Genomic DNA, 25,925 nt, shown 5'->3' with positions numbered 1-25,925 from the left:
GCCGCCGATCAGGGTGGGCGGCGAACTCGCCTGTGACTGCGGTGGGTTGCCGGGGCTGCCGGGTTTCGCCGGTGGCCTTGGCGGCCCGCATATGCCGGGCCGTCGGACCTACCTAGTGAAGCGCGTGGGCCGTGGCTTCGGTTCACTCGTGGGGGTGGCGAAAGGTGGCGTTTCGCCAGGGCCGCTCCCGTGGGCGCCGCGCGGGGCATTACGTTCAGCACACGGACGTCTTCGTGGAATCGACTCCGGTCCGACAGGGCGCGGGAGTTGGGAACCTGACGGTCCGTCCGTAACGATGGCACACCAGTGCGAGAGCGTGGTACGGCAACACCTCAGGCACGGCACGTCTGGCAAGGGCCCGAAACCGTCGGGCGTCACGATCGGGGCCCCGAGGGGGCCGGGCGGGATGGGGACGTTCCCATGGCAGAGAAGCAACCCAACGAGAAGCTGACCACCTGGTTCGCCCGCAGCGGCTGGTCCAAGGGCGAGCTGGCCCGCCAGGTCAACCGCCGGGCCCGGCAGATCGGCGCCCACCACGTGTCCACCGACACCTCGCGGGTGCGCCGCTGGCTCGACGGCGAACAGCCCCGCGAGCCGATTCCCAAGATCATGTCGGAGCTCTTCTCCGAGCGCTTCGGCTCGGTGGTCTCGATCGAGGACCTCGGCCTGCGCGCCGCGATCCCGGTCTCCACCGTGGGCGGCGGCGTCGACCTGCCGTGGAGCGCGCCGCAGACCGTCCAGCTGATCAGCGACTACTCCCGCAGCGACCTGATGCTCAACCGCCGGGGCTTCCTCGGCACCTCGCTCGCGCTGACCGCCGGCGCAGCGCTGATCGAGCCGATGCAGCGCTGGCTCACCCCCGGCCCGACCGGCGCCCCCACCCCGATCCTCGCCGCGGCCAACGGCGGCGACCCGTTCACCGGCCGGCTGTCCGAGCCCGAGCTCGAACTGCTGGAGCAGACCACGGTCATGTTCCGGCAGTGGGACGCGCAGAACGGCGGCGGGCTGCGCCGCAAGGCCGTCGTCGGCCAGCTCCACGAGGTCACCGACCTGCTCCAGGAGACGTACAACGAGAACACCACCCGGCGGCTGTTCCGGCTCACCGCCGAACTCGCCCACCTGGCCGGGTGGATGTCGTACGACGTCGGGATGCACCCGAGTGCGCAGAAGTACTACGTGCTGGCCCTGCACGCCGCCAAGGAGGCCGGGGACCGCCCGTTCGGCGCACTCATCCTCACCGACATGAGCCGCCAGATGATCCACCTCAACCGGGGCGAGGACGCCCTGGAGCTGATCCACCTGGCGCAGTACGGCAGCCGGGACACCGCCAGTGCGCGCCAGCAGTCCCTGCTGTACGCGATGGAGGCGCGCGCCTACGCCACCATCGGCGAGGTGAACCGCTGCGCCCGGGCCGTCCGGCTGGCCGAGGACACCTTCACCGACATCCGCGAGGGGGAGGCGGAGCCGGACTGGCTGAAGTTCTTCTCGCCGGCCGAGCTGAACGCCGAGAACGCGCACTCCTTCCGCGACCTCGCGTACCACTCCGACAACGCCCAGCTGTACGCCTCGATGTCCGCGCCGGTGATGGAGCGCGCGGTCGACCTGTTCCGCCAGGACGGCGACCACGTGCGCTCGTACGCCTTCAACCTGATCGGCATGGCCAGCGTCCACCTGCTGCAGCGGGAGGCCGAGCAGGCCGCGGTGATGGCCGAGCAGGCGGTGGACATCGCCACCAAGGTGCGCTCGGAGCGGCTGAACTCCCGGGTCCGCAAGACCACCGAGGCCGCGGCCGCCCGGTTCAAGGGCGTGGACGCGGTGAGCCGGCTCAAGGAGCGCGTCGTCCAGGACATCCCCGAGTACGTCTCGGTGGTCTGAGCACCCCGAGTCCGTGGGCCGCGGACCCGGCCCGAGGACCCCGCCGACCGTGACGGCCGCCGCCGCCACGGTCGGTGGCCGTCGTGCCACCGGCCGTCCCGTTCGGCGGCACGGTAACCCGTTCGGCCCTGCGGCACGGCCGTCGTTCACGCAGGTGTAACCCGGGCGTCGCACGCGTCACGGCCGCGAAACAACGAGCCGCACTGGCCGAAACCAGCCTTCGGCACTCTCCTCTTCATCGCCGACACCCCGGGTGGCACGGGACGGGTAATCCGGGTTTGGATCGGCTTCCACGCAGAGGAGACGCCGATGCCGGACGGCTTCAGCGCGGGCGACACCGCCTTCGTGCTCATCAGTGCGGCCCTGGTCATGGTGATGACCCCGGGCCTGGCCTTCTTCTACGGGGGCATGGTCAGGGCCAAGAGCACCCTGAACATGCTGGCGATGAGCTTCCTCTCGCTCGGCATCGTCAGCGTGCTCTGGGTCCTCTACGGGTACTCGCTCAGCTTCGGACCCGACTCCTTCGCCGGTCTGATCGGCAACCTGGACTTCCTCGGGATGCGCGGCATCGGCCTGAACGACCTCACCGGGACCATCCCGGTCACCGCGTTCGCCACCTTCCAGCTGATGTTCGCGATCATCACCCCGGCGCTGATCAGCGGCGCGATCGCGGACCGGGCCAAGTTCGGCGCCTGGGGCCTGTTCATCGCGCTCTGGGTGACCGTCGTCTACTTCCCGGTCGCGCACTGGGTGTTCTTCTTCGACGGCGGCCACGGCGGCTGGCTGGGCGACCGCAACGGCGTGATCGACTTCGCCGGCGGCACGGCCGTGCACATCAACGCGGGCGTGGCCGGCCTCGCGCTCTGCCTGGTGCTGGGCAAGCGGGTCGGCTTCAAGAAGGACCCGATGCGCCCGCACAGCCTGCCGCTGGTGATGCTCGGCTCCGGGCTGCTGTGGTTCGGCTGGTTCGGCTTCAACGCGGGCTCGGCGCTGGCCGCCAACGGCGTCGCCGCGATGGCGATGGTCAACACCCAGGTCGCCACCGGTGCGGCGCTGGTCGGCTGGCTGGTCTACGAGAAGCTCAGGCACGGCGCGTTCACCACGCTGGGCGCCGCCTCCGGCGCGGTGGCCGGCCTGGTCGCGATCACCCCGGCCTGCGGCTCGGTCAGCCCGCTGGGCGCGGTGGCGATCGGCCTGATCGCCGGCGCGGTCTGCGCCGCCGCGGTCAGCCTCAAGTACCGCCTCGGCTTCGACGACTCGCTCGACGTGGTCGGCGTGCACGCGGTGGGCGGCGCGATCGGCTCGCTGCTGATCGGCCTGTTCGCCACCGGCGGGGTCGGCCAGACCGCCAAGGGCCTGTTCTACGGCGGCGGGCCGGCGCAGCTCGGCAAGCAGGCGATGGGCGTGGCCGTGGTCGCGGCGTACTCCTTCGTCCTCTCCTGGCTGCTGGCGAAGGCGATCGACAGGACGGTCGGCTTCCGGGTCGCCGAGGAGGTCGAGGTGGCCGGTATCGACCAGGCCGAACACGCCGAGTCCGCCTACGATTTCAGCGCGGTGGGCGCGGGCCTGGCGCGGGCCCTGCCGGGCCTGGTCGGTGCCGCGGCGGCCGCGAGGTCCGCGGAGAAGCCCGCCACCGGGAAGACCGCCGCCAAGGCCGCTGGGAAGGCCGCCGACAAGACCACCGCCGAGCCCGCCGAGAAGACCGAGGTCGACGCCCGATGAAGCTCATCACCGCCGTGATCAAGCCGTACCGCCTGGACGAGGTGAAGGCCGCCCTACAGGCCTTCGGGGTGCACGGCCTGACCGTCACCGAGGCCAGCGGCTACGGCCGCCAGCGCGGCCACACCGAGGTCTACCGGGGCGCCGAGTACACCGTGGACCTGGTCCCCAAGGTCAGGATCGAGGTGCTGGTCGAGGACGAGGACGCCGACGAGCTGATCGAGGTCCTGGTGAAGGCCGCCCGGACCGGCAAGATCGGCGACGGCAAGGTCTGGAGCGTCCCGGTCGACACCGCCGTCCGGGTCCGCACCGGCGAGCGCGGGCCGGACGCCCTCTGAGGGACCTTCGCCGAGGGCCCTTCGTCGAGAGACCTTCGCCGAGGGCCCTGAACCGTAGGACGCGCCGCAGGCGGGCCCGCCGCCCCCGAGGGGTCGCGGGTCCGCCGACGGCGCATCGGCGCCGGGCCGCCCGCAGGCCGCCCGCGGACCTCCCCGCGGCCGCCCGCAGGCCGTCCGGCGCCGCCCGCTCAACCGCACGACGGACGGGACCACGCCATGACCACCGAGACCAGCCCTCCCGACTACGGCGCCGCCCGGGCCGCGCTGCTCGTCGGCCCCGGCCCGGCCGGGCGGCCCCGCCGCGCGGCTCTCGCCCGGCTCACCGACGACTGGCTGGCAGGTCTGCTCGCGGCCGCCGGCGGCCCGCCCGGCGTCGCGCTGGTCGCGGTCGGCGGCTACGGGCGCGGCGAGCTGTCCCCGCGCAGCGACCTCGACGTCCTGCTGCTGCACGACGGCCGGCTCGACCCCGACCTGTCCGAGCGGATCTGGTACCCGGTCTGGGACGCGGGCGCCGCGCTCGACCACTCGGTGCGCACCGTCGCCGAGGCCCGGTCCGTCGCCGCCGCCGACCTCAAGGCCCAGCTCGGCCTGCTGGACGCCCGCCACCTCGCCGGGGACCAGGCGCTCACCGCCGCCCTGCGCTCCGCCGTGCTCACCGACTGGCGCGCGAGCGCCCCCGCGCGACTGCCGGAGCTGCGCGACCTCGGGCGGGAGCGGGCCGAGCGGCACGGCGAGCTGTCGTTCCTGCTGGAGCCCGACCTCAAGGAGGCCCGCGGCGGCCTGCGCGACGCCGTCGCGCTCAACGCCGTCGCCGCGACCTGGCTCGCCGACGCCCCCCGGGACGGCCTGGACGCCGCCGCGCTGCGGCTCGCCGACGTCCGCGACGCGCTGCACCTGGCCACCGGCCGGGCCACCGAGCGGCTCGGCCTCCAGGACCAGGACCAGGTCGCCGAACGGCTCGGCGTGCTGGACGCCGACACCCTGCTGCGCCAGGTCTACGAGGCCGCCCGCACCATCGCCTACGCGAGTGACGTCACCTGGCGGGCGGTGGACCGGGTGCTTGCCGCCCGGTCCGGCCGGGGCCGCCGGGCCGCCCGGCCGGCCTTCCCGTTCACCGGCGCCGGGCGCGGCGCGGGCGCGGTGGCCCGGGGCACGGTCGCGCGCCGGCCGCTCGCCGAGGGCGTGGTCGAGCAGGACGGCGAGGCGGTGCTCGCCCAGGGCGCCCGCCCGGCCGCCGACCCGGTGCTGCCGCTGCGCGCCGCGGCCGCCGCCGCGCAGAACGGGCTCACCGTCTCGTACGCGACGGTGCGCCGGCTGGCCGCCGAGTGCCGCCCGCTGCCGGTGCCCTGGCCGGACGAGGCGCGCGAGCAGCTGGTCACCCTGCTGGGCGCGGGCGAGGCGGCCGTCCCGGTGTGGGAGGCGCTGGAGGCGGAGGGACTGGTCACCCGGCTGCTGCCGGACTGGGAGCGGGTGCGCTGCCGTCCGCAGCGCAACGCCGTGCACCGCTGGACGGTCGACCGGCACCTGGTGGAGACGGCGGTGCGGGCCGCGGCGATGACCCGCCGGGTGGCCCGGCCGGACCTCCTGCTGGTCGCCGCGCTGCTGCACGACATCGGCAAGGGCTGGCCCGGCGACCACAGCGAGGCCGGCGAGGTCATCGTCCGTGACGTCGCCGCCCGGATGGGCTTCGGCCCCGAGGACACCGAGACCCTGGCGGTGCTGGTCCGCCACCACCTGACCCTGGTCGACACCGCGACCCGACGGGACCCGGACGACCCGGCCACCGTCGAGGCGATCACCAAGGTGGTCGGCACCGCGGCACAACTGGAGCTGCTGCACGTGCTCACCGAGGCGGACGCGCTGGCCACCGGCCCGGCCGCGTGGAGCGGCTGGCGGGCCTCGCTGGTGGACGGCCTGGCGGCCCGGGTCGCCGCCCGGCTGGCCGGCGCCTACGCCGCGCCCGTGGAGGCCGCGCCGACCGCCGCGCAGGAGCGGCTCGCGGTGGAGGCCGCCCGGACCGGCGGGCCCGCCCTGTCGCTGCTGGCGCAGTCCGAGGGGGCGGACCCGGGCGCCGAGCCGATGGGCGTCGAGCTGACCCTGGCCGTCCCGGACCGGCCCGGACTGCTCGGCACCGTCGCCGGGGTGCTCGCGCTGCACCGGCTGGCCGTCCGCTCGGCCGGCCTGCGCGAGCTGGACCCGATCGGCGCCGGCCCGGTGCTGCTGCTGTCCTGGCGGGTGGCCGCCGAGTTCGGCGAGCTGCCGGAGGCCGCCCGGTTGCGGGCCGACCTGCGCCGGGCGCTGGACGGCTCGCTGGACGTCGCGCGCCGGCTGGCCGAGCGGGACGCCGCCGCCCCGCGCCGCCGGGGCATCCCCACCCCGCCGCCGGTGGTCGCGGTGGCGCCCGCGGTGGCCTCGGCGACCGCGACCGTCCTGGAGGTCCGCGCGCACGACGCCCCGGGGCTGCTGCACCGGATCGGCCGGGCGCTGGACGGGGCGGGCGTGCGGGTGCGGACGGCGCACGTCTCGACGCTGGGCGCGGAGGCCGTCGACTCCTTCTACCTGACCGACGGGGCGGGCCGGCCGCTCGCCGCCGGGCGGGCGGGGGAGGTGGCGGCGGCGGTCCGGGCGGTGCTGGGCTGAGTCGCGCCGGGGCCGTTCGGGGCTCGCCGGGGGTCGGTCCGCCGGGGTCCGCCGACGCCTGCCGAGGTCCGTTCCGAGGCCCGTTCCGAGGCCGTGGCAACCCGGGTGGAGACCATACCCGGGGCGGCCGGATACCCTGGTGGGCGACGACCGTACCGATACCGATGCCGCAGAGGACCCGCGACGACGTGTTCGACACTCTTTCCGATCGCCTCGCAGCGACGTTCAAGAACCTCCGGGGCAAGGGCCGCCTGAGCGAGGCGGACATCGACGCCACCGCCCGCGAGATCCGCATCGCGCTGCTGGAGGCGGACGTCGCGCTGCCGGTCGTGCGGGCCTTCATCAAGCAGGTCAAGGAGCGGGCGGCCGGCGCCGAGGTCTCGGGCGCGCTCAACCCCGCGCAGCAGATCATCAAGATCGTCAACGAGGAGCTCATCGCGATCCTCGGTGGCGAGACCCGCCGGGTCCGGTTCGCCAAGAGCGGCCCGACGGTGATCATGCTCGCCGGTCTGCAGGGTGCCGGTAAGACCACCCTCGCGGGCAAGCTCGGCCACTGGCTGAAGAGCCAGAAGCACACCCCGCTGCTGGTCGCCTGCGACCTCCAGCGGCCCAACGCCGTCAACCAGCTCCAGGTGGTCGCCGAGCGCGCCGGTGTGGCCTTCTACGGCCCGCAGCCGGGCAACGGCGTCGGCGACCCGGTGCAGGTGGCCAAGGACTCGATCGAGTACGCCAAGCAGAAGCAGTACGACGTCGTCGTCGTCGACACCGCCGGACGCCTGGGCATCGACGCCGAGCTGATGCAGCAGGCCGCGGACATCCGCGCCGCGGTCAACCCGGACGAGGTCCTGTTCGTCGTCGACGCGATGATCGGCCAGGACGCGGTCACCACCGCGCAGGCCTTCCTCGACGGCGTCGACTTCACCGGTGTCGTGCTCTCCAAGCTCGACGGCGACGCCCGCGGTGGTGCCGCCCTGTCGGTCGCGCACGTCACCGGCCGGCAGATCATGTTCGCCTCCAACGGCGAGAAGGTCGACGACTTCGACGCCTTCCACCCCGACCGGATGGCCTCGCGCATCCTCGGCATGGGTGACGTCCTCTCGCTGATCGAGAAGGCCGAGCAGACCTTCTCGCAGGAGGAGGCCGAGAAGATCGCCGCCAAGCTGCGCGGCGGTCCGAAGGCGTTCACCCTGGACGACTTCCTGTCGCAGCTGGAGCAGGTCCAGAAGATGGGCTCGATCTCCAAGCTGCTGGGGATGCTGCCCGGGATGGGCCAGATCCGCGACCAGATCAACAACATCGACGACAAGGACGTCAACCGGGTCGGCGCGATCATCAAGTCGATGACCCCGGCCGAGCGCGCCGAGCCGGAGCTGATCAACGGCTCCCGCCGGGCCCGCATCGCCAAGGGCTCGGGTGTCCAGGTCGGCGAGGTGAAGAACCTGGTCGAGCGGTTCTTCGACGCCCGCAAGATGATGTCCGCGATGGCCTCCGGCAAGGGCGTGCCCGGCATGCCGGGGATCCCGGGCATGGGCGGCGGCGCCAAGAAGTCCGGCAAGAAGGCCCCGCAGGCCAAGGGCAAGCGCAAGAGCGGCAACCCGCTCAAGCGGGCGCAGGAGGAGGCCGCGGCCGCCCAGCGCCGCGCGCTCGGCCCGGGCGGCGACCAGGACCCGGCCGGCGGCGGCGCGTTCGGCCTCGGCGCGGGCAAGGGCCCGGCCGACTTCGAGCTGCCCAAGGAGTTCAAGGACCTGCTGTAGACCGGTCCGTCGTTCGAGCGGCCCGCCGTCCGGGATCTTCCGGGCGGCGGGCCGCTCGCATGCCCGATGATGGTGGTGTGCGAGTGACGATCAGGGCCCCGCGGGCCGAGGACAAGGACGTGTACGCCGAGGCGGTCCGACGGTCCGCCGACCACATCGGGCGGTGGAACCCGGTCGAGCCGGACGGCCTGGCCGAACTGCTGGACCGCCAGGGGCCGGGCCTGCGCACCTTCCTGATCGTCGACCGGGACACCGGCGGGCTGGTCGGCAAGGTGAACGTCGCCAACATCGTGATGGGCCGGTTCTGCAACGGCGCGCTGGGCTACGACGCGTACCTGCCGTTCGCCGGCACCGGGCGGATGACGGAGGGGCTGCGGCTGGTCCTGGACCGCTGCTTCGCCCCGCAGTCGGCCGGCGGGCTGGGCCTGCACCGGCTGGAGATCAACGTGCAGCCGGACAACGAGCGGTCGGTCGCGATGGCCAAGCGGCTGGGCTTCCGGCACGAGGGCTTCACCCCCCGGATGCTGTTCCTCCAGGGCGACTGGCGGGACCACGAGCGGTTCGCGCTGACCGCCGAGGAGTGGCCGGGCGCCGAGGCGTAGCCACGGGTGGGGCGCCGAGGCCTCTGAGTCACGGGTGGGGGTCCGGGCGCAGGCACTGACGGGGCGGCGGGGATCAGGCACTGGCGGGGCCTCGTCGCGGCTGGTCAGGGGCGTGCTCGGCGCGGCGTTTCGGGTGGCTCGCCCGAGCCCGCGTCCGTATCGTCCGATGGGTGACCGAACCCGTGCCGCCGCGCCAGACCCCCGACCAGCCCTGGCGGTCCGAGGGCGCCCCGCCCCCGCCGCCGCCCCGCCGCCGGATGCCCGGCGGCTGGATGGGACTCGCCCTCACCGCGCTCGTGGTGTTCCTGATCTCCGACCTGCTGCTGTCCTTCTTCGGCAACGCCGGTGCCACCACGATCTCCTACACCGAGTTCAACAACCAGCTGAACAAGGGCAACATCACCAAGATCTACTCCAAGGGCGACGCGATCGAGGGCACCCTCAAGAGCGCCCAGCCCAAGCCGGACGGCGGCAAGGGCGACTACACCGACTTCGCCACCCAGCGGCCGTCCTTCGCCAACGACAACCTGTGGACCACGCTGCAGCAGCAGGGCGTCGAGGTCACCGCCACCTCCCCGGTGGTCCAGCAGCGCAGCTTCCTCGCCAACCTGCTGATCTCGCTGGCCCCCATGGTCCTGCTGATCCTGATCTGGGTGCTGCTCGCCCGCCGGATGGCCGGCGGGCTGGGCGCCGGCGCGCTCGGCCGCAAGGCCCCGCCCAAGCCGGTCACCGCTGACCAGGGCAAGCGCACCACCTTCGCCGACGTGGCCGGCATCGACGAGGTCGAGGCCGAACTCACCGAGGTGGTCGACTTCCTGAAGAACCCGCAGCAGTACCGCAGGCTCGGCGCCAAGATGCCGCGCGGCGTGCTGCTGAGCGGCCCGCCCGGGACGGGCAAGACCCTGCTCGCCCGGGCCGTCGCCGGCGAGGCGGACGTGCCGTTCTTCTCCGCCTCCGCCTCCGAGTTCATCGAGATGATCGTCGGCGTCGGCGCCAGCCGGGTCCGTGAACTGTTCGCCGAGGCCCGCAAGGTCGCCCCGGCGATCATCTTCATCGACGAGATCGACACCATCGGCCGCCAGCGCGGCGCGGGCGGCGGCATGGGCGGGCACGACGAGCGCGAGCAGACGCTCAACCAGATCCTCACCGAGATGGACGGCTTCACCGGCTCCGAGGGCGTCATCGTGATCGCCGCGACCAACCGCGCGGACGTGCTCGACCCGGCGCTGCTGCGCCCCGGCCGGTTCGACCGGCGGATCACCGTCAGCCCGCCGGACCGGGACGGCCGCGCCGCCATCCTGCGCATCCACACCCGGACCGTCCCGCTGGCCGGCGACGCCGACCTCACCCGGCTGGCCAAGGTCACCCCCGGGATGACCGGCGCCGAACTCGCCAACCTGGTCAACGAGGCCGCCCTGCTGGCCGTCAAGCGCAAGCAGGACGCGGTGAACGAGCGGGACCTCTCGGACGCCCTGGAGAAGGTCCAGCTCGGCGCCGTCCGGCCGCTGGTGATGCCGCAGGAGGAGCGCGAGCGCACGGCCTACCACGAGAGCGGGCACGCGCTGCTGGGCATGCTGCAGCCCGGCGCCGACCCCGTCCGCAAGATCACCATCGTGCCGCGCGGCCGGGCGCTCGGCGTCACCCTGTCCACCCCGGAGAACGACCGCTACTCGTACACCGAGCCCTACCTGCGCGGCCGGATCATCGGCGCGCTCGGCGGGATGGCGGCCGAGCAGGTGGTCTACGGGGTGATCACCACCGGAGCGGAGAGCGACCTGGAGCAGGTCACCAACATCGCCCGCGGGATGGCCGGCCGGTGGGGGATGAGCGAGCGGGTCGGCCGGTTGACCGCGGTGCCCGCCGACCCGCAGGGCGCCTACGGGCTCTCCGCCGCGCCGACCACCCTCGACGCGGTGGACGAGGAGGCCCGGCGGATCGTCGCCGAGTGCTACGAGCACGCGGTACGGCTGCTGACCGAGGAGCGGGCCCGGCTGGACGCGCTGGCGGCGGCGCTGCTGGAGGCGGAGACGCTGGACGAGGAGCAGGCGTACCGGGCGGCCGGGGTGCCGCGGAAGGGCTCCGGCTCCGACGGGAAGTCGCTCGACCAGGCGTGAACCGGCGGGCTGGGGGCGCTCGCCGTGCGGGCGGGCGCCCCCGGTTTCGTCGCTGTCGGATCTGTTGTCGCCCGGGGCCGTCCGATTGCTGCCGGGGGGTCTCGTTCCCGGTGCCGCCGGGGGCTCGTCCGGGCGTCGCCGTGGGCCTCGTTCCCCGCGCCGTCGGGGCCGGTCGGCCGCCGCTACCGGGGCCGTTCGGCGACCAGGTAGCGGAAGACGTTCTCCATCCGGACCGAGCCGTCCGCGCGCAGGTACGGCTGCAGCGCCTCCTCCAGCTCCTTGGCGACCAGCGACGCGCCGGAGAACTCCTCGGCCGCCTCGAACAGGCCGGTGGAGAGCAGGCCGCGCACCGCGCTGTCCAGGTCCGCGTAGGCGAACGGGCAGCTCACCCGCCCGCTGCCGGCCGGGCGCAGGCCGGCCGGGGCGAGCAGGTCCTCCAGCGTGCCGGGCGTGCTCAGCTCGAACGGGTCGCGCGCGGTGGTCCGGCCCGCCCGCCGCCGCGCCACGTCCAGCACCGGGGCGCTCTGGCAGCGCTCCGGAGGGCCCCAGGCGGCCAGCACCACGTGCCCGCCCGGGAGGGTCAGCCGGGCGGCCTCGACGACCACCGGACCCGGCTCGGCGCAACCGGGCAACTGCTCGAAGACCGTCACCAGCGAATGGGCCGAGCGGGGGACGGCCGCGATCGGCCGGGCCCCCGCGCACACCCGCAGCCGGCGGCCGTGGGCCAGCTCGCGCAGCTCGTCCCGCGGCTCCTGGCCGGTGACCTGGGCACCGCGCCCGGCGGCGAGCAGCAGCGCCAATCCGGACCGGCAGCCCAGGCCCAGCACGCTGGTCGCCGGGCCGACCTCCAGCCGGTCGTGGACCGCCTCGTAGAGCGGCACCAGCATGCGCTCCTGGATCTCCGCCCAGTCGCGCGCCCGCGCGGGCCGCGCCGCCCCGGGCTGCGGGTGGTGCGGTCGTGCGCCTGTCGGTCGTACGGTCGTGCCGGTCGTCCGAGCTGAAGCCATCGCGGCCTCCCATCCGGTCCTTCGGTGTGCTGCTACGGCTCCCCCAAAGTCCCGCCCCACTCCAGCGAACAGCGGGTCGGGCCCGGCGTCCAGAGGGGTGCAGGGTGGTGCGCGCGTGTCGCGGTCGTGCGCCCCCTGCGGTCGGCGGGTGCCGCCGTCTGCTGCCGGCGGGTGCGCGGTCGTCCGTCCGGCGGGTGCGGTGGTCGTCCGTCCGGCGGCCGCCGGCGTGTTATCGATTCGAAGTCAGGGGGCCGCGCCCCGTACCATTCGGGCCATGGCTAAGGCACCCGTTCTCACCCCTCAGGCGGAAGACTTCCCGCGCTGGTACCAGGACCTCATCAACAAGGCCGAGCTGGCCGACAACGGTCCGGTGCGCGGCACCATGGTCATCCGACCGTACGGCTACGGCCTGTGGGAGCGGATGCAGCAGGAGATGGACGCGCGGATCAAGAAGGCCGGCGCGCAGAACGCCTACTTCCCGATGTTCATCCCGCAGTCCTACCTGACCAGGGAGGCCGAGCACGTCGAGGGCTTCGCCCCCGAGCTCGCGGTGGTCACCCACGGCGGCGGCAAGCAGCTCGACGAGCCGGTCGTCGTCCGGCCCACCTCCGAGACGATCATCAACGAGTACTTCTCGAAGTGGGTGCAGAGCCACCGCGACCTGCCCCTGCTGATCAACCAGTGGGCCAACGTGGTCCGTTGGGAGCTGCGCCCGCGCGTCTTCCTGCGCACCACCGAGTTCCTCTGGCAGGAGGGCCACACCGCCCACGCCACCTACGAGGACGCCCGCGCGTACGCGTCGATGATCCACACCCAGGTCTACGGCGACTTCATGACGAACGTGCTCGGCATCGACGTCGTGCTCGGCCGCAAGACCGCCAAGGAGCGGTTCGCCGGCGCCATCAACACCCTCACCCTGGAGGGCATGATGGGCGACGGCAAGGCGCTGCAGATGGGCACCAGCCACGAGCTGGGCCAGAACTTCGCCAAGGCGTTCAACACGACCTACCAGCTCCAGGGCGCCGAGCGCGAGTACGTCTGGCAGACCTCCTGGGGCGTCTCGACCCGCATGGTCGGCGGCCTGATCATGTCCCACGGCGACGACAACGGCCTGCGGGTGCCCCCGCGACTGGCCGCCGTCCAGGCCGTCGTGCTCGCCATCAAGGGCGACGACGCGGTCATCGCCAAGGTGCGCGAGATCGGCGCCACGCTGGAGGCCGCCGGTGTCCGGGTGGTCGTCGACGACCGCACCGACACCCCGTTCGGCCGCCGCGCGGTGGACTGGGAGCTCAAGGGCGTGCCGCTGCGCATCGAGGTCGGCCCGCGCGACCTCGAGAACGGCACCGCGATGCTGGCCCGCCGGATCCCCGGCGGCAAGGAGCCCGTCTCCATCGACTCCCTGGCCGCGCTGGTCCCGGGCATCCTGGAGGAGGACCAGGCGCTGCTGCTGCGCCAGTCCCGCGAGCGCCGCGAGGCCCGTACCGTCGACGTCAAGACCATCGAGGAGGCCGCCGAGGCCGCCGCGACCGGTTGGGGCCGGATCTCCTGGGCCGACCTCGGTCCGGAGGGCGAGGCCAAGCTCGCCGAGCAGGGCGTTTCGGTGCGCTGCATTGTCGCGGCCGACGGCTCGGTGCCGCTGGCGGACGACCAGGACGGCAATATCGCGATCGTCGCCCGCGCGTACTGACGCCTGTTACCAGCAGGTAATGACCGTTGGCGGCGACATTTGCCCGGAATGCGGATGAGTAAGAATCCGGTAACTGTCCGAGAGGCGCCCCGACCGCGGACATCCCTACTGGCCGGTCAACTGCCGGTATTAACGCAATAGCGGTACGGTGTACGGCCCGTGGCCCTGTCAACTCGACGGGCCCACGGGCCGTACGTCCAGGGGGCGACAGCCCGCCCCCGGGCGGAATTCACGAGGCCCGCCGAGCTGCGGCGGGCCGAAACCGGCAGGGGGTCGGTCTTGCATCAGATCCGGAACGCGCAATTCGCGCGCGACCATGCATTCCTGGGAGTTCCCTGGGAATTCCCGAAGAACGAGAACATGCGGAACATCGGCTCGCACTCCATCGTTGGTCTAGCGTGAGCACGACACAGCCCCTCGTCCTCGCGGCCGAACTGGCCGCCGCCTGGAGTGACATCCAGGCCCACCACCAGGACCTCCCCGACCTGGCCTCGCCCGAGGCCCTGATCGGCGAATCCTCCTCGGCCTGTGGCACCCGGCTCGGTTTCGAGCGGCTCCTCCACGAGGCTGCCCACGGTCTGGCCGCGGCCCGGGACATCCGGGACACCTCGCGAGCCGGCCGCTACCACAACCGGCGCTTCCTGCTGCTCGCCTCCGAGCTCGGCCTGGCGCACCCGGTCGAACCGCACGCGAGCAGCGGCTTCTCCCAGGTGACCATGCTCAAGGAGACCCAGGAGCGCTACGCGGAGACCATCGAGCGACTGGACCGCGCCCTCGGCGCGCACCAGGAGGCGGTGGCCGGCGACGGTACGACGCGGGCCTTCCGCGGCCCGGCCGCCCGGCACGGTTCCTCCGGGGGTGGCGTCCGGGTCAAGGCGGTGTGCGGCTGCGGACGGAACGTCCGGGTCGTGCCGTCGGTGCTCGCCCAGGCGTCCATCGTCTGCGGCGCGTGCCAGCAGCCGTTCAAGATCTCGTGACCGATCGGTCCACCGGGACACCGGAGGGCCGGGCGGTCGTCGGATCGGACGACCGGCGCGTCGGATGACCGGGGTGGCGGAAGACCGTCCTGCCGGGCGACCGGTGCGGCGGAGGACTGCTGGACCGGGAGATCGCTGAACCGGAAGACCGTTGGACCGGGAGATCGGTTGGGCCCGGAGATCGGTCAGGCCGGGAGATCGGTTGGACCGGGAGATCGGTCAGGCCGGAACACCAGAAGACGGGGAAGGCCGGCGGACGGCTGTGCGGGCAGCGGATCCGGCCGGAACGAGCGGTACATCGGTGAGTTCGTGGGCGGACCGGGAGCGAGGGCTCCCGGTCGCGCCTTGTGAACGGGCCTGCGGAGGCAGTCGGGGGGCGGCCTCCGGAGGGTCTCGCGCGGCCCGCGGACGGCCGGGCGCGCGGCGCCGGGGTACGGCTGAGAAGCAGCCGGGATGCGTCCCGCGGATGGCCGAGCGAAGGCGGTTCGCGCCGGTATGGCAGAATGGACAGCTGAGTACTCGGCAGCCGAGCAGGACCCCTCTCTCCTACGGCTGGCGTGTCCCTTGAACGGCCCACGGCGCAACCCCACGCGACGGCGCGGCCGCTCACCCACGTCAACACCAGGAGAATCCACTCCCGTGGCAGTCAAGATCAAGCTCAAGCGTCTCGGCAAGATTCGCTCCCCGCACTACCGCATCGTCGTCGCCGACTCGCGCACCAAGCGTGACGGCCGCGCGATCGAGGAGATCGGCATCTACCAGCCGACCTACAACCCCTCGAAGATCGAGGTCGACACCGACCGCGCCCAGTACTGGCTGTCCGTCGGCGCCCAGCCGACCGAGCCGGTGCTCGCCATCCTCAAGCTGACCGGCGACTGGCAGAAGTTCAAGGGCCTCCCGGCCCCGGCGCCGCTGCTGGTCGCCGAGCCCAAGGTCGAGGACTTCTCGCACCTGTTCGCGAAGGCCGTCGCCGGCTTCGAGGACGCCACCACCGGTGTTGCCATCACCCCGAAGGCCAAGAAGTCGGACAAGGTCGAGGCTGAGGCCGACGCCGCCGCCGAGGCCTGAGCGTGATCGAGGACGCCCTCGACCACTTGGTGAAGGGCATCGTCGAGCACCCCGACGACGTGCAGGTGCGCTCGCGCAACCTGCGTCGGGGCAACACCATCGAGGTGCGAGTGCACCCCGATGACCTCGGCAAGGTGATCGGCCGGGGTGGCCGTACGGCGCGCGCACTGCGCACCGTCGTCGGCGCCCTCGGCGGTCACAACGTCCGGGTCGACCTGGTCGACGTGGACAACATTCGCTGACACAGCTGCTCGTTCAGCCGTCAGGGCTTGTGAGGCCGACCGGGACGCATGTCGTCCCGGTCGGCCTTTTCGCGTTTCTCGCGCTTTCCGCATTCCGTCCCGCTCTAGGAACTCCAGGAGAACGATCACCGTGCAGCTCGTCGTCGGCAAGATCGGCCGCGCCCACGGCATCAGGGGGGACGTCAGCGTCGAGGTCCGCACCGACGAGCCGGAGCTCCGGCTCGGCCCCGGTGCCGTCCTGTTCACCGACCCCGCGTCGGTGGGACCGCTGACCATCGAGTCCGGCAAGGTGCACAGCGGCCGGTTGCTGCTGCGCTTCGCCGGCGTCAAGGACCGCAACGCGGCGGAGGCGCTGCGGGGCACGCTGCTCATCTCCGAGGTCGACCCGGAGGAGAGCCCCGAGGACCCGGAGGAGTACTACGACCACCAGCTGATCGGCCTGGACGTGGTGCTGCTCGACGGCACCCTCGTCGGTGAGCTGACCGAGGTCGTCCACCTGCCGTACCAGGACCTGCTCACGGTGGAGAAGGCCGACGGGACGGAGGTGCTGGTGCCCTTCGTCCGCCAGATCGTGCCGACCATCGACCTGGAGAACCAGCGCGCCGTGATCACCCCGCCGGTCGGCCTGATCGAACCCGAACAGGCCGAGGTCGCCCGTGGCGCTTCCGCCGAGGGCGAGGAGGCTGAGGACACCGAGAGCGCTGAGGGTGTCGAGGGCGCCGAGGGCGCGGCCGGTGCCAAGGGCGCGGAGGGGTCGAAGTGACGGTGGAGGAGGGCGTCGCGCAGGTCCAGAACGGGATGCGGATCGACGTCGTCTCGATCTTCCCCGAGTACCTGGAACCGCTGAACATCTCGCTGGTCGGCAAGGCCCGCTCCCGCGGTCAGCTGGACGTGCACGTCCACGACCTGCGCGAGTGGACCCACGACGTGCACCGGACGGTGGACGACAGCCCGTACGGCGGCGGCCCCGGCATGGTGATGAAGCCCGAGCCGTGGGGCGAGGCGCTGGACGCGGTGGTCGCCGGCGGGCCCGAGGGCCAGCTGCCGACGCTCGTCGTGCCCACCCCCAGCGGGCGGCCGTTCACGCAGGAACTCGCCCAGGAGCTGGCGAGCCGCCCCTGGCTGGCGTTCACCCCCGCCCGGTACGAGGGCATCGACCGGCGGGTCATCGAGGAGGCGGCCACCCGGATGCCGGTGGTCGAGGCCTCGATCGGCGACTACGTGCTGGCCGGCGGCGAGGTCGCCGTGCTGGTGATGGTCGAGGCGATCGCCCGGCTGCTGCCCGGGGTGCTCGGCAACGCCGAGTCCCACCGGGACGACTCCTTCGCGCCCGGCGCGATGGCCGACCTGCTGGAGGGCCCGGTCTACACCAAGCCCGCCGAGTGGCGCGGCCGGACCGTGCCGGACGTGCTGCTCAGCGGAAACCACGGCCGGATCGCCCGCTGGCGGCGGGAACAGGCCTTCGCCCGGACCCTGGTGAACCGCACCGACCTGGTCGAGCGCTGGCGCTACGGCGCCTTCGACAAGAAGGACCGGGAGGCGCTCAGCGTCCTCGGCCTGGCCTGGGACGAGGAGCTCGGCCGATTTCGGTCCGTGGCCGTTGGTGTGGAAGAATAGGCCGCTGTTGTCTGTCGCTGGGCCCCCTTCGTAGGGGCCACGTGGACCGGCGCCCTCGCCACGGGGGGATCGTCGTCAGCCGATGCGGCCCGCAGCAAACCCCATTGTGACGAACTTCCGTGGGCGGCCCGTGGCGCCTGCGATGGAGAGCAACATGAGCAACAAGCTCGCTGCTGTCGACGCGGCCTCGCTGCGTAGCGACATTCCGGCCTTCCGCGCCGGTGACACCCTGAAGGTTCACGTCCGGGTCATCGAGGGCAACCGCTCCCGTGTCCAGGTCTTCCAGGGCGTCGTCATCCGCCGCCACGGCGCCGGCGTCGGTGAGACCTTCACCGTTCGCAAGGTCAGCTTCAACGTCGGCGTGGAGCGCACCTTCCCGGTGCACACCCCGGTCGTCGAGAAGATCGAGGTCGTGACCCGCGGTGCGGTTCGCCGCGCCAAGCTGTACTACCTGCGTGACCTCCGCGGCAAGGCCGCGAAGATCAAGGAGAAGCGCGACCGCTGATCCACCGTCCCCCGGCCTCGCCGGGGGATCGGATCGCTCCGAGGGGCCGGGCCACCGCACGGTAAGCTCAGCCCCCGATGAGCACGCACGAACCACCCGCGGACCGCGACGGCAGTCCCGCACCCACCGGTGCGGACTCGCTGTCGCGGTCCGCGGTCGTTTCCGGGGTCGTCCCGGGGCCCGGCGGGGAGGGATCTGGCCCCGGTGGGGATCCGCGGGCGGACGCCGGGGGTGCGCCGGAGGGCGAGGTCGCGTCCGAGGACGAGAACGCGCCAGAGGACGAGAGCGCGCCAGAGAGTGAGAACGCACGGGGGGATGAGAGCGCACCGGGGGATGAGGAGCCGGGCCACTCGCGCTCGCGGGACCTGTTGCTGCTGGTGGGGATCTGCCTGCTGGCCCTGCTGCTGGTGAACGCCTTCGTCGCGCGCCCGTTCTCGGTGCCGTCCGGTTCGATGGAGGAGACCCTGCGTCCGGGCGACCGGCTGATCGCGAACCAGCTCGCCTACGCCTTCGGCGGCCACCCCCAGCGGGGCGACGTCGTGGTCTTCGACGGGACGGGCTCCTTCCTGCCGGAGTCGGGCGGGCCGACCGGCTTCCGGGACGGGCTGAGCTCGCTCGGCCGGGACCTCGGGCTGGCCCCGGCCGGGAACACGGTCTACGTCAAACGGGTGATCGGCGTCGGCGGGGACCGGGTGACCAGCACCGGCCCGGGCGGGCCGATCACCGTCAACGGGGTGCCGATCGACGAGTCCTCCTACCTGGCCCCGGGGGACCAGCCGTCGAGTGTGGCTTTCGACGTGGTGGTGCCGACCGGCAAGCTCTGGGTGATGGGGGACCACCGCAGCGCCTCCCGCGACTCGCGCGACCACCTCGGCGAGCCCGGCGGCGGCTTCGTGCCCGAGAGCAGGGTGATCGGCCGGGCGGACTGGGTGGTCTACCCGTTCTCGCGCTTGACCGGCCTGGACCGGCCCGCGGCCTTCGCCGCGACTGCGGGAACGGGCGGTCATGGGGAGCAGGGGTAGCAGAGGCAGGGACCGGCTGGCGGACCGCCCGGGCCCGGAGCCGGACGCCGGCGGACCGGTCGGCGCCGGATCGGCAGGTGCCGGATCCGCGGATGCCGGATCGGCGAGTGCCGGATCCGTGAGTGCCGGATCTGACGGTGCCGGGCCAGGAGGCGCCTCCCCCGGGGGTGCGGGCCCGGCCGCGGTGCTGCCCGTCCGGGGCCGGGCCGATCGCCGCCGCAGCGCCCGACGCGCGGCCCGGCGGCGCAAGCGGTCGCTGCTGCGGGAGTTCCCGCTGATCATCGTGGTGGCGCTGCTGGTCGCGCTGGTGATGAAGACCTTCCTGCTCCAGGTGTTCGTGATCCCCTCCGGCTCGATGGAGCAGACCATCCAGGTGGGGGACCGGGTGCTGGTGGACAAGCTGACCCCCTGGTTCGGCAGCGAGCCGCAGCGCGGCGACGTGGTGGTGTTCAAGGATCCGGGCGGCTGGCTGGAGAGCGACCACAAGCCGTCCGACGACGGTCCGGTGCTGGGGGCGGCCAAGCAGGTCCTCACCTTCGTCGGGCTGCTGCCGTCGGACAGCGAGCAGGACTTGATCAAACGGGTCATCGGCGTCGGCGGGGACACCGTGGAGTGCTGCGACGCGCAGGGGCGGTTGAGCGTCAACGGCACGCCGGTGGACGAGCCGTACCTCGCGCCCGCCAACCCGCCGTCCCGGCAGCCCTTCAAGGTGCAGGTGCCGCAGGGTCGGCTCTGGGTCATGGGCGACCACCGGGACGTGTCCGCCGACTCCCGCTTCCACATGGGGAACCCGGGGCAGGGGACCATCCCGCTGAGCGGTGTGGTCGGCCGGGCCTTCATGAACGCCTGGCCGCTGGACCGCCTCCATCAACTTGACGTGCCGAGTTCACTCTCCTCGTTGGCGCGGGCTCCGCAGGCGCGCGGAACTGCGCCGGAATCCGTGGGCGTTGGGCCGGTTCCGATGGAACCTCCGCTCGTTATGGGTGTGTTGGGCATCTTTCCGGCCGTCGTTCGCCGGTCAGGGCGGCCGCCCGAGTGAGCCGGGCCGGGCGTCTCGCGGCCGGGCCGCGCGCGTGGGACCGCGAGCCGGATGCCTTGGAGTGATAGAGAAGTGCAGGTGCGGCCGGGAGGTCCCGGTCGTGCGTCGAGGCTGTGCTGGTGTCAGGGGAGCCCGTGATGGGCAGTCCCGAAGCGTCCATGGTCGTGGTGAGCGTGGTGCCCGCTGTGCGGCACTGTGAGCGCGGGCGCTCGGGCGTCCGCACAGCAGGGAGGAGACGTTGTGGGGGATGTGGTGATCGGCGCCCGCTCAGGTGCCGGCGAGCCCGAGGGCTCTGGCGGTCGAGCGGCCCGGTCCGCTGAGTCCGGTGCGTCCTCGGCCTCGGTCGAGGACGCGGCGGCCCAGACCGCCGACGAGCATGGCGACGGGACGGTGGGCCCCACCGGGGGCTCTTCGGAGTCCCACCGGCCCGACGCCGAGTCGGCGGACCAGTCGGAGTCGCAGGCCCCCGGCAAGCAGCGCAAGCAGCGTTCCTTCTGGAAGGAACTGCCGATCCTGGTCGGCATCGCGTTGGTCCTGGCGCTAGTGATCAAGACCTTCTTCGTTCAGGCCTTCTCCATTCCGTCGGAGTCGATGCAGAACACGTTGCAGGTCGGTGACCGTGTCCTGGTGGACAAGCTGACCCCCTGGTTCGGCGCGGAGCCCGAGCGCGGTGAGGTCGTGGTGTTCCACGACCCGGGCGGCTGGCTGAACGACGAGCCGACCCCGCAGAGCAGCAACTCCTTCGTCCGGGGCGTCCAGGACGTGCTCAGCTTCGTCGGTCTGATGCCGTCGGCCAACGAGAAGGACCTGATCAAGCGGGTCATCGCGGTCGGCGGGGACACCGTCGAGTGCCAGGGCACCGGGCCGGTGAAGGTCAACGGCGTCGCGCTCAACGAGCCGTACGTCTACCAGGGCAACACCCCCTGCGGTGACCACCCGTTCGACCCGGTGAAGGTGCCCAACGGCCGGATCTGGGTGATGGGCGACCACCGCGCCGACTCGCTGGACTCCCGCTTCCACATGGACCAGCCGGGTGGCGGCACCGTTCCGGTGGGCAACGTGATCGGGCGGGCCTTCGTCGTGGCCTGGCCGGTCGGTCACTGGTCGACGCTCTCGGTGCCGAACACCTTCGACCAGAAGGGCCTGGCGGCGGCCGCGCCTCTGGCGCCTCCCGTGGCCGGTGCGGTGGGCGCGGTCGCGCTGCTTCCGCTGGTGCGTCGGGTGCGGGAGCGGAGGGACGGCCGGAAGGACTCCTGAGCTCCACCGGGTTCTCCCCAGCCCTTGCGCGGGCCGTGGTACCGACGAGTAATCTGCTCGGACGTGCCACGGCCCGTCGGCTTTTATGCCGGTGCCCCCGGCGTGCCAGTGGTGTTCTCCGGTCGGCCAGAGGTGGACGGTTTCGATGAGCGGTGTCGTTGAGCAGACGGCCGACCACCCGGCTTCGCCCGCCCGTCCGGGCCGCCGGCCCGCAGCGGTGCTGCAGGGCGTCGCGCTCGCGCTCGGGCTGGTGCTGATGATCGGCGGCTTCGCCTTGATCGCGATCGACTACCGGCCGTACAGCATCCCGACCGCCTCGATGTCCCCCACGCTTCGGATCGGGGACACCGTGCTCGCCCGGAAGATCGGCGGCGGGGCCGTCGGCCGGGGGGACGTGGTGGTCTTCCGGGACCAGGACTGGGGTGGCGAGCTCATGGTCAAGCGCGTGGTCGCGGTCGGCGGGGACACCGTCGCGGCCACCGGCAACGACCACCGGCTGACGGTCGACGGACAGGTGGTGGAGGAGCCGTACCTCGCGGCGCAGGGCCCGCAAGGCTCCTCGTTCAGCGTCACGGTGCCGCCGGGGCGGCTGTTCCTGCTCGGCGACAACCGGCTGGGCTCGCTCGACTCCCGCACCCACCTGGAGGTCGACGGCGGGACCGTCCCGGCCGGTGCGGTGGAGGCCAGGGTCGAGGCCACCCTGATGCCGTTCGGCAGGACGGGCGACCTCGGCCGGACCGCGGCCTTCGACGGGCTTCCCGGACCGAAGGCCGGTGCGCCCGGGCCGCTGCAACCGGCCGCCTTCGCGACCGTTGCGGGCGCGGCGCTGATCCTCGTGACTTCGGCGGTGGGCGGGGTGGCGGGCCTGGCCCGCCGGCTCAGCCGGGGGCGCAGCTCCTGATCGCGGTCGTCGCGGCCCGGGCCGCTCTGCCGAACATCGCCCCGGACGGCGGCGCCGGGTGGCAGGATCGGTAGCGCCACCGACGCGAACGGAAGGAGCGTGGAGCGCTGCCATGACGGCACAACGGCGCAGGGCGGCGCGGATCCTGCTGCTGGACGGGCAGGACCGCATCCTTCTCTTCCTGGGCTCCGACCCGGCGACGCCGGGGGAGGCTTGGTGGTTCACGCCCGGCGGCGGCTTGGAGCCCGGGGAGGACGTGCGGGAGGCCGCCGCGCGGGAACTCGCGGAGGAGACCGGCCTGCGGGGTGTGGACCTGGGGCCCTTGGTGGCGTACGGCACGGTGTCGTTCTCCTTTCAGGGACGGCGTTACGAGCAGGATCAGTGGTTCCATCTGGCCCGGACCACGGAGACGGGTCTCGACCACTCGGGGATGGGCGAGGAGGAACACGCCCAACTGCTCGCGGCGCGCTGGTGGACGGTCGAGGAGCTGAGGGGGACCGCCGAGACGGTCTACCCGGTCGGATTGGCGGACTTCTTGGAGCGACTGCTGGCCGAGGGCCCGCCGGTCGCCCCGGTACGGCTCTGAGCGTGGGTGCGGTGGTCCACAATGGGTGGACGTGACAAGTTGAGGGGACGCCTGGATGAGTGCCGAAGATCTCGAGAAGTACGAGACCGAGATGGAGCTCAAGCTCTACCGGGAGTACCGGGACGTCGTCGGCCTGTTCAAGTACGTGATCGAGACCGAGCGACGGTTCTACCTCACCAATGACTACGAGTTGCAGGTGCACTCGGTGCAGGGCGAGGTCTTCTTCGAGGTGTCGATGGCGGATGCGTGGGTCTGGGACATGTACCGGCCGGCCCGGTTCGTCCGTAAGGTCCGGGTGCTGACCTTCAAGGACGTGAACATCGAGGAACTCGCGAAGAGCGATCTGGAGCTGCCCTCGGACGAGTCCGGCTTCGGGAACTGACGTTGGACCGCTCGGACCCGCGTTGTCCAGCGGAATTTCGCGCGATCGGGGCGTCTCACTCCTGCGGGTGACAAAAGTTATCCACAGGCCCGAGTTATCCACAGGGAAACGGAAATTCCCGGCCTCGCCGTGCGCGACGGGTGCAACCTCCACGTCGGAGGTGGTCACCGTGCAGAACACGATCACGCAGGACCAGGCCGTACCGGGTGCGGCCGTACTGGACCAGGCCTCAGCGGCCACAGCGGCCGGAGCCGTGCGGGACGGCACGAAGGACGGCACCGGGCCGGGCCCGGGTCGCAGTACCGGCGGTCGCAGTACCAACAACGGGCTCGGCCGCTACGGCGAGCGGGTCGCCGCCCGCCGTCTCACGGAGGCCGGGCTCCGCATCCTGGACCGCAACTGGCGCTGTGTCGAGGGCGAGTTGGACATCGTCGCCCTCGACGGCGACACCGTGGCGGTCTGCGAGGTGAAGACCCGCTCCGAGCGGGGCTTCCAACAACCCAGCGAGGCCATCGGCCAGGCCAAGGCCGCCCGGTTGCAACGCCTGGCGGAGCGCTGGATGGCCGAGCGCTGGCCCGGCCACTTCGCACGGCTGGCCGGTCCCGGGTACGACCCCGGGCCCACGGACCCGCACTGGCCGCCCGCTCCGCCCGGGGGCGTGCGGATCGACCTGGTGGCCGTGGTCAACCGGGCCCGGGGTGCGGCCCTGGTCGACCACCTGCGGGGGGTGGTCTGAGATGGCCTTCGCCCGTACCTGTTCCGTCGCGCTGGTCGGCGTCGACGGAGTGATCGTCGAGGTCCAGGCCGATCTGGAGCCCGGGGTGGCCGCGTTCACCCTGGTCGGCCTGCCCGACAAGGCGCTGTCCGAGGCCCGCGACCGGGTGCGCGCGGCCGTGGTCAACAGCGGTGAGGCCTGGCCGCAGCGCAAGCTGACCGTCGGGCTCAGCCCGGCCTCGGTACCCAAGAGCGGCAGTGGCTTCGACCTCGCGGTGGCCTGCGCCGTCCTGGCCGCGGCCGAACGGCTCGACCCCTCCTCCATCGCCGAGCTGCTGATCATCGGCGAACTGGGGCTGGACGGCCGGGTGCGGCCGGTCCGCGGGGTGCTGCCGTCGGTGCTGGCCGCGGCCGACGCGGGATACCAGCGGGTCGTGGTCGCGGAGCAGACCGCGCCCGAGGCCTCGCTCGTCCCGGGCGTGACCGTGATCGGCGTCCGCAGCCTGCGGCAGCTGGTCGCCGTCCTGACCGGCGCGTCCGCGCCGGAGGAGCCGCCCGACCCGATCGCCGGCCGGCCGGATCCGCTGATGGCCGGCCTGATGCTGCCCAGCGCCGGCGTCCGAGGGCTGGTCGACGACAAGGCGGCGCGCCTCGATCTGGCTGATGTGGCCGGACAGTACGAGGCCCGGCGCGCCCTGGAGATCGCCGCTGCCGGCGGTCACCACCTGTACCTCAAGGGCCCACCGGGCGCGGGCAAGACGATGCTGGCGGAGCGGCTGCCCTCGCTGCTCCCGCCACTGACCCAGAAGGAGGCTCTGGAGGTCACCGCCGTGCACTCGGTGGCCGGGCTGCTCCCGGTCGGGCGCCCGCTCATCGACACGGCGCCGTACTGCGCCCCGCACCACTCCACGACGATGCCGGCGATCGTCGGCGGCGGCAGCGGCCTGCCGAGACCGGGGGCGGTCTCGTTGGCCCACCGGGGCGTGCTGTTCCTGGACGAGGCGCCGGAGTTTCCGGTCCGGGTGCTCGACTCGCTGCGCCAGCCGCTGGAGTCGGGCGAGGTGGTGATCGCCCGCTCGGCCGGCTCACTCCGACTCCCGGCCAGGTTCCTGCTCTGCCTGGCCGCCAACCCCTGCCCGTGCGGCCGCCATTCACGGCGGGGTGAGGGGTGCGAGTGCACCCCTGCGATGGTCAGCCGCTACCAGGGGCGGCTCTCCGGGCCGCTGCTGGACCGGGTCGACCTCCAGGTCCAGGTCGCCCCGGTGACGAGGATCGAACTCATGGAGCGGGACATCACGGCGGAGAACACCGAGACCGTCGCGGCCCGGGTACTGGCCGCGCGGGAACGGGCAGCGGCCCGGCTGGCGACCACCCCGTGGCGGACCAACGCGGAAGTCCCGGGCCACGAGCTGCGGACCCGCTGGCAGCTCGCCCCCGGCGCACTGAACGATGTCGCCCGCCAGTTGGAGCGCGGGCTGCTGACCGCCCGGGGCCTGGACCGGGTGCTCCGGGTCGCCTGGACGGTTGCCGACCTCGCCGGTCGTGACCGGCCGGACCAGCGGGACGTCCGCACCGCACTGGTCCTGCGCACCGGCGTCGAGCAGGGGCTGCCGCTGGCCGAGCGGGTCTACGGCCGACTCGGTGGCATCCCGGCCCAGCGCGTCGGCCCGGTCGACGAGCCGCCCGAAGGGCAGAGCCGGTCGGGCCGGTGCGAGAAGCCCGATCGTCCCGATCGTCCCGACCCGGAGAGCCCTGACCCGGAGAGTCCTGGTCCGCCGGACCGCCCCGATGCCCTTGGCCGATCCACCCGGTCCGGCTCCGTCAAGCGGTCCGGGAAACGCGACCAGCATCCGGCGGACGAGGGCGGTGAGGCATGAAC

General features: G+C 72.9%; 23 protein-coding genes. 22 read left to right on the top strand and 1 reads right to left on the bottom strand.

Annotation, left to right across the window (positions count from 1 at the left end):
- The first annotated feature begins 420 nt into the window (after positions 1 to 420).
- The 7 genes from ACFVX9_RS19420 to ftsH all read left to right on the top strand — a co-directional run bounded on the left by ACFVX9_RS19420 (position 421) and on the right by ftsH (position 11,042).
- Positions 421 to 1,875 carry a hypothetical protein gene (locus ACFVX9_RS19420; RefSeq protein ID WP_363375923.1) on the top strand — a complete coding sequence of 485 codons (1,455 nt, stop codon included), beginning with the start codon at positions 421 to 423 and terminating at the stop codon, positions 1,873 to 1,875.
- Between the two features lie 309 nt (positions 1,876 to 2,184).
- On the top strand, positions 2,185 to 3,597 hold the full coding sequence (locus ACFVX9_RS19415) for an ammonium transporter (protein WP_380376637.1): 1,413 nt from the start codon (positions 2,185 to 2,187) through the stop codon (positions 3,595 to 3,597).
- Complete coding sequence (locus ACFVX9_RS19410; RefSeq protein ID WP_063347683.1) at positions 3,594 to 3,932, top strand: P-II family nitrogen regulator; 339 nt, start codon at positions 3,594 to 3,596, stop codon at positions 3,930 to 3,932. Before ACFVX9_RS19415 ends, ACFVX9_RS19410 begins: the two co-directional genes overlap by 4 nt.
- A gap of 216 nt (positions 3,933 to 4,148) precedes the next feature.
- Positions 4,149 to 6,572: a [protein-PII] uridylyltransferase gene (locus tag ACFVX9_RS19405; RefSeq protein ID WP_387982653.1), complete on the top strand. Its 2,424-nt coding sequence runs from the start codon at positions 4,149 to 4,151 to the stop codon at positions 6,570 to 6,572.
- A gap of 188 nt (positions 6,573 to 6,760) precedes the next feature.
- Complete coding sequence (ffh, locus tag ACFVX9_RS19400) at positions 6,761 to 8,326, top strand: signal recognition particle protein (RefSeq protein WP_380376652.1); 1,566 nt, start codon at positions 6,761 to 6,763, stop codon at positions 8,324 to 8,326.
- A gap of 59 nt (positions 8,327 to 8,385) precedes the next feature.
- The gene (locus tag ACFVX9_RS19395) at positions 8,386 to 8,928 is read left to right on the top strand and encodes a GNAT family protein (protein WP_363375916.1); all 543 of its coding nucleotides are present in this window, start codon (positions 8,386 to 8,388) and stop codon (positions 8,926 to 8,928) included.
- A 170-nt stretch (positions 8,929 to 9,098) separates the two neighbouring features.
- The gene (gene ftsH / locus ACFVX9_RS19390) at positions 9,099 to 11,042 is read left to right on the top strand and encodes an ATP-dependent zinc metalloprotease FtsH (RefSeq protein WP_380376643.1); all 1,944 of its coding nucleotides are present in this window, start codon (positions 9,099 to 9,101) and stop codon (positions 11,040 to 11,042) included.
- 182 nt (positions 11,043 to 11,224) lie between these two features.
- Here the strand turns inward: ftsH and ACFVX9_RS19385 are convergent, their stop codons facing one another.
- The gene (locus tag ACFVX9_RS19385) at positions 11,225 to 12,049 is read right to left on the bottom strand and encodes a class I SAM-dependent methyltransferase (protein ID WP_380376646.1); all 825 of its coding nucleotides are present in this window, start codon (positions 12,047 to 12,049) and stop codon (positions 11,225 to 11,227) included.
- 274 nt (positions 12,050 to 12,323) lie between these two features.
- Between ACFVX9_RS19385 and proS the strand changes: the two genes are divergently transcribed.
- The 15 genes from proS (at position 12,324) to ACFVX9_RS19310 (ending at position 25,923) form a co-directional block, all read left to right on the top strand.
- Positions 12,324 to 13,736, top strand: a complete 1,413-nt coding sequence (gene proS / locus ACFVX9_RS19380) for a proline--tRNA ligase (protein ID WP_380376648.1) — start codon at positions 12,324 to 12,326, stop codon at positions 13,734 to 13,736.
- 398 nt (positions 13,737 to 14,134) lie between these two features.
- Positions 14,135 to 14,713 carry a hypothetical protein gene (locus ACFVX9_RS19375; RefSeq protein WP_063347677.1) on the top strand — a complete coding sequence of 193 codons (579 nt, stop codon included), beginning with the start codon at positions 14,135 to 14,137 and terminating at the stop codon, positions 14,711 to 14,713.
- A 639-nt stretch (positions 14,714 to 15,352) separates the two neighbouring features.
- Complete coding sequence (gene rpsP / locus ACFVX9_RS19370) at positions 15,353 to 15,781, top strand: 30S ribosomal protein S16 (protein WP_063347676.1); 429 nt, start codon at positions 15,353 to 15,355, stop codon at positions 15,779 to 15,781.
- A 2-nt stretch (positions 15,782 to 15,783) separates the two neighbouring features.
- Positions 15,784 to 16,023: an RNA-binding protein gene (locus ACFVX9_RS19365; RefSeq protein ID WP_063347675.1), complete on the top strand. Its 240-nt coding sequence runs from the start codon at positions 15,784 to 15,786 to the stop codon at positions 16,021 to 16,023.
- A gap of 130 nt (positions 16,024 to 16,153) precedes the next feature.
- Positions 16,154 to 16,786 carry a ribosome maturation factor RimM gene (gene rimM, locus ACFVX9_RS19360; RefSeq protein ID WP_387982651.1) on the top strand — a complete coding sequence of 211 codons (633 nt, stop codon included), beginning with the start codon at positions 16,154 to 16,156 and terminating at the stop codon, positions 16,784 to 16,786.
- 35 nt (positions 16,787 to 16,821) lie between these two features.
- Positions 16,822 to 17,640 (top strand): tRNA (guanosine(37)-N1)-methyltransferase TrmD, encoded by an 819-nt coding sequence (gene trmD, locus ACFVX9_RS19355; protein WP_387982678.1) that lies wholly within the window; start codon positions 16,822 to 16,824, stop codon positions 17,638 to 17,640.
- Between the two features lie 154 nt (positions 17,641 to 17,794).
- Positions 17,795 to 18,145: a 50S ribosomal protein L19 gene (gene rplS, locus ACFVX9_RS19350; RefSeq protein ID WP_063347674.1), complete on the top strand. Its 351-nt coding sequence runs from the start codon at positions 17,795 to 17,797 to the stop codon at positions 18,143 to 18,145.
- A gap of 368 nt (positions 18,146 to 18,513) precedes the next feature.
- A complete protein-coding gene (lepB, locus tag ACFVX9_RS19345; protein WP_380377527.1) occupies positions 18,514 to 19,167 on the top strand; it encodes a signal peptidase I in 654 nt (217 codons plus the stop codon).
- Positions 19,168 to 19,285: 118 nt separating this feature from the next.
- Positions 19,286 to 20,206, top strand: coding sequence for a signal peptidase I (gene lepB / locus ACFVX9_RS19340; protein WP_380377525.1), 921 nt, complete (start codon positions 19,286 to 19,288; stop codon positions 20,204 to 20,206).
- A gap of 240 nt (positions 20,207 to 20,446) precedes the next feature.
- Positions 20,447 to 21,463 (top strand): signal peptidase I, encoded by a 1,017-nt coding sequence (lepB, locus tag ACFVX9_RS19335; RefSeq protein ID WP_380377523.1) that lies wholly within the window; start codon positions 20,447 to 20,449, stop codon positions 21,461 to 21,463.
- Between the two features lie 145 nt (positions 21,464 to 21,608).
- On the top strand, positions 21,609 to 22,364 hold the full coding sequence (gene lepB / locus ACFVX9_RS19330) for a signal peptidase I (protein WP_363375895.1): 756 nt from the start codon (positions 21,609 to 21,611) through the stop codon (positions 22,362 to 22,364).
- Between the two features lie 112 nt (positions 22,365 to 22,476).
- Positions 22,477 to 22,950, top strand: a complete 474-nt coding sequence (locus ACFVX9_RS19325; RefSeq protein WP_363375893.1) for an NUDIX domain-containing protein — start codon at positions 22,477 to 22,479, stop codon at positions 22,948 to 22,950.
- 55 nt (positions 22,951 to 23,005) lie between these two features.
- Positions 23,006 to 23,332 (top strand): DUF2469 domain-containing protein, encoded by a 327-nt coding sequence (locus ACFVX9_RS19320; protein WP_030056781.1) that lies wholly within the window; start codon positions 23,006 to 23,008, stop codon positions 23,330 to 23,332.
- A 253-nt stretch (positions 23,333 to 23,585) separates the two neighbouring features.
- A complete protein-coding gene (locus ACFVX9_RS19315) occupies positions 23,586 to 24,068 on the top strand; it encodes a YraN family protein (protein ID WP_363375975.1) in 483 nt (160 codons plus the stop codon).
- A 1-nt stretch (position 24,069) separates the two neighbouring features.
- Positions 24,070 to 25,923, top strand: a complete 1,854-nt coding sequence (locus ACFVX9_RS19310; protein WP_380377521.1) for a YifB family Mg chelatase-like AAA ATPase — start codon at positions 24,070 to 24,072, stop codon at positions 25,921 to 25,923.
- Positions 25,924 to 25,925 lie beyond the last annotated feature (2 nt).

Origin of the sequence: Kitasatospora sp. NPDC058243 (assembly GCF_042882025.1) — a bacterium.
In the GTDB taxonomy this organism is placed as follows: domain Bacteria; phylum Actinomycetota; class Actinomycetes; order Streptomycetales; family Streptomycetaceae; genus Kitasatospora.
The sequence above is the reverse complement of the archived record's forward strand: the minus strand, read 5'-3'. Positions and strand labels throughout refer to the sequence as shown.

Bases quoted from the DNA above. Each gene is read 5' to 3' on its own strand.
- rplS (WP_063347674.1), top strand. From the start codon at position 17,795: ATGAGCAACAAGCTCGCTGCTGTCGACGCGGCCTCGCTGCGTAGCGAC.
- ACFVX9_RS19415 (WP_380376637.1), top strand. From the start codon at position 2,185: ATGCCGGACGGCTTCAGCGCGGGCGACACCGCCTTCGTGCTCATCAGT.
- trmD (WP_387982678.1), top strand. From the start codon at position 16,822: ATGCGGATCGACGTCGTCTCGATCTTCCCCGAGTACCTGGAACCGCTG.
- ACFVX9_RS19395 (WP_363375916.1), top strand. From the start codon at position 8,386: ATGCCCGATGATGGTGGTGTGCGAGTGACGATCAGGGCCCCGCGGGCC.
- ACFVX9_RS19385 (WP_380376646.1), bottom strand. From the start codon at position 12,049: ATGGCTTCAGCTCGGACGACCGGCACGACCGTACGACCGACAGGCGCA.
- ACFVX9_RS19410 (WP_063347683.1), top strand. From the start codon at position 3,594: ATGAAGCTCATCACCGCCGTGATCAAGCCGTACCGCCTGGACGAGGTG.
- ACFVX9_RS19320 (WP_030056781.1), top strand. From the start codon at position 23,006: ATGAGTGCCGAAGATCTCGAGAAGTACGAGACCGAGATGGAGCTCAAG.
- ACFVX9_RS19420 (WP_363375923.1), top strand. From the start codon at position 421: ATGGCAGAGAAGCAACCCAACGAGAAGCTGACCACCTGGTTCGCCCGC.
- lepB (WP_363375895.1), top strand. From the start codon at position 21,609: ATGAGCGGTGTCGTTGAGCAGACGGCCGACCACCCGGCTTCGCCCGCC.
- ACFVX9_RS19325 (WP_363375893.1), top strand. From the start codon at position 22,477: ATGACGGCACAACGGCGCAGGGCGGCGCGGATCCTGCTGCTGGACGGG.
- ACFVX9_RS19405 (WP_387982653.1), top strand. From the start codon at position 4,149: ATGACCACCGAGACCAGCCCTCCCGACTACGGCGCCGCCCGGGCCGCG.
- ACFVX9_RS19310 (WP_380377521.1), top strand. From the start codon at position 24,070: ATGGCCTTCGCCCGTACCTGTTCCGTCGCGCTGGTCGGCGTCGACGGA.
- proS (WP_380376648.1), top strand. From the start codon at position 12,324: ATGGCTAAGGCACCCGTTCTCACCCCTCAGGCGGAAGACTTCCCGCGC.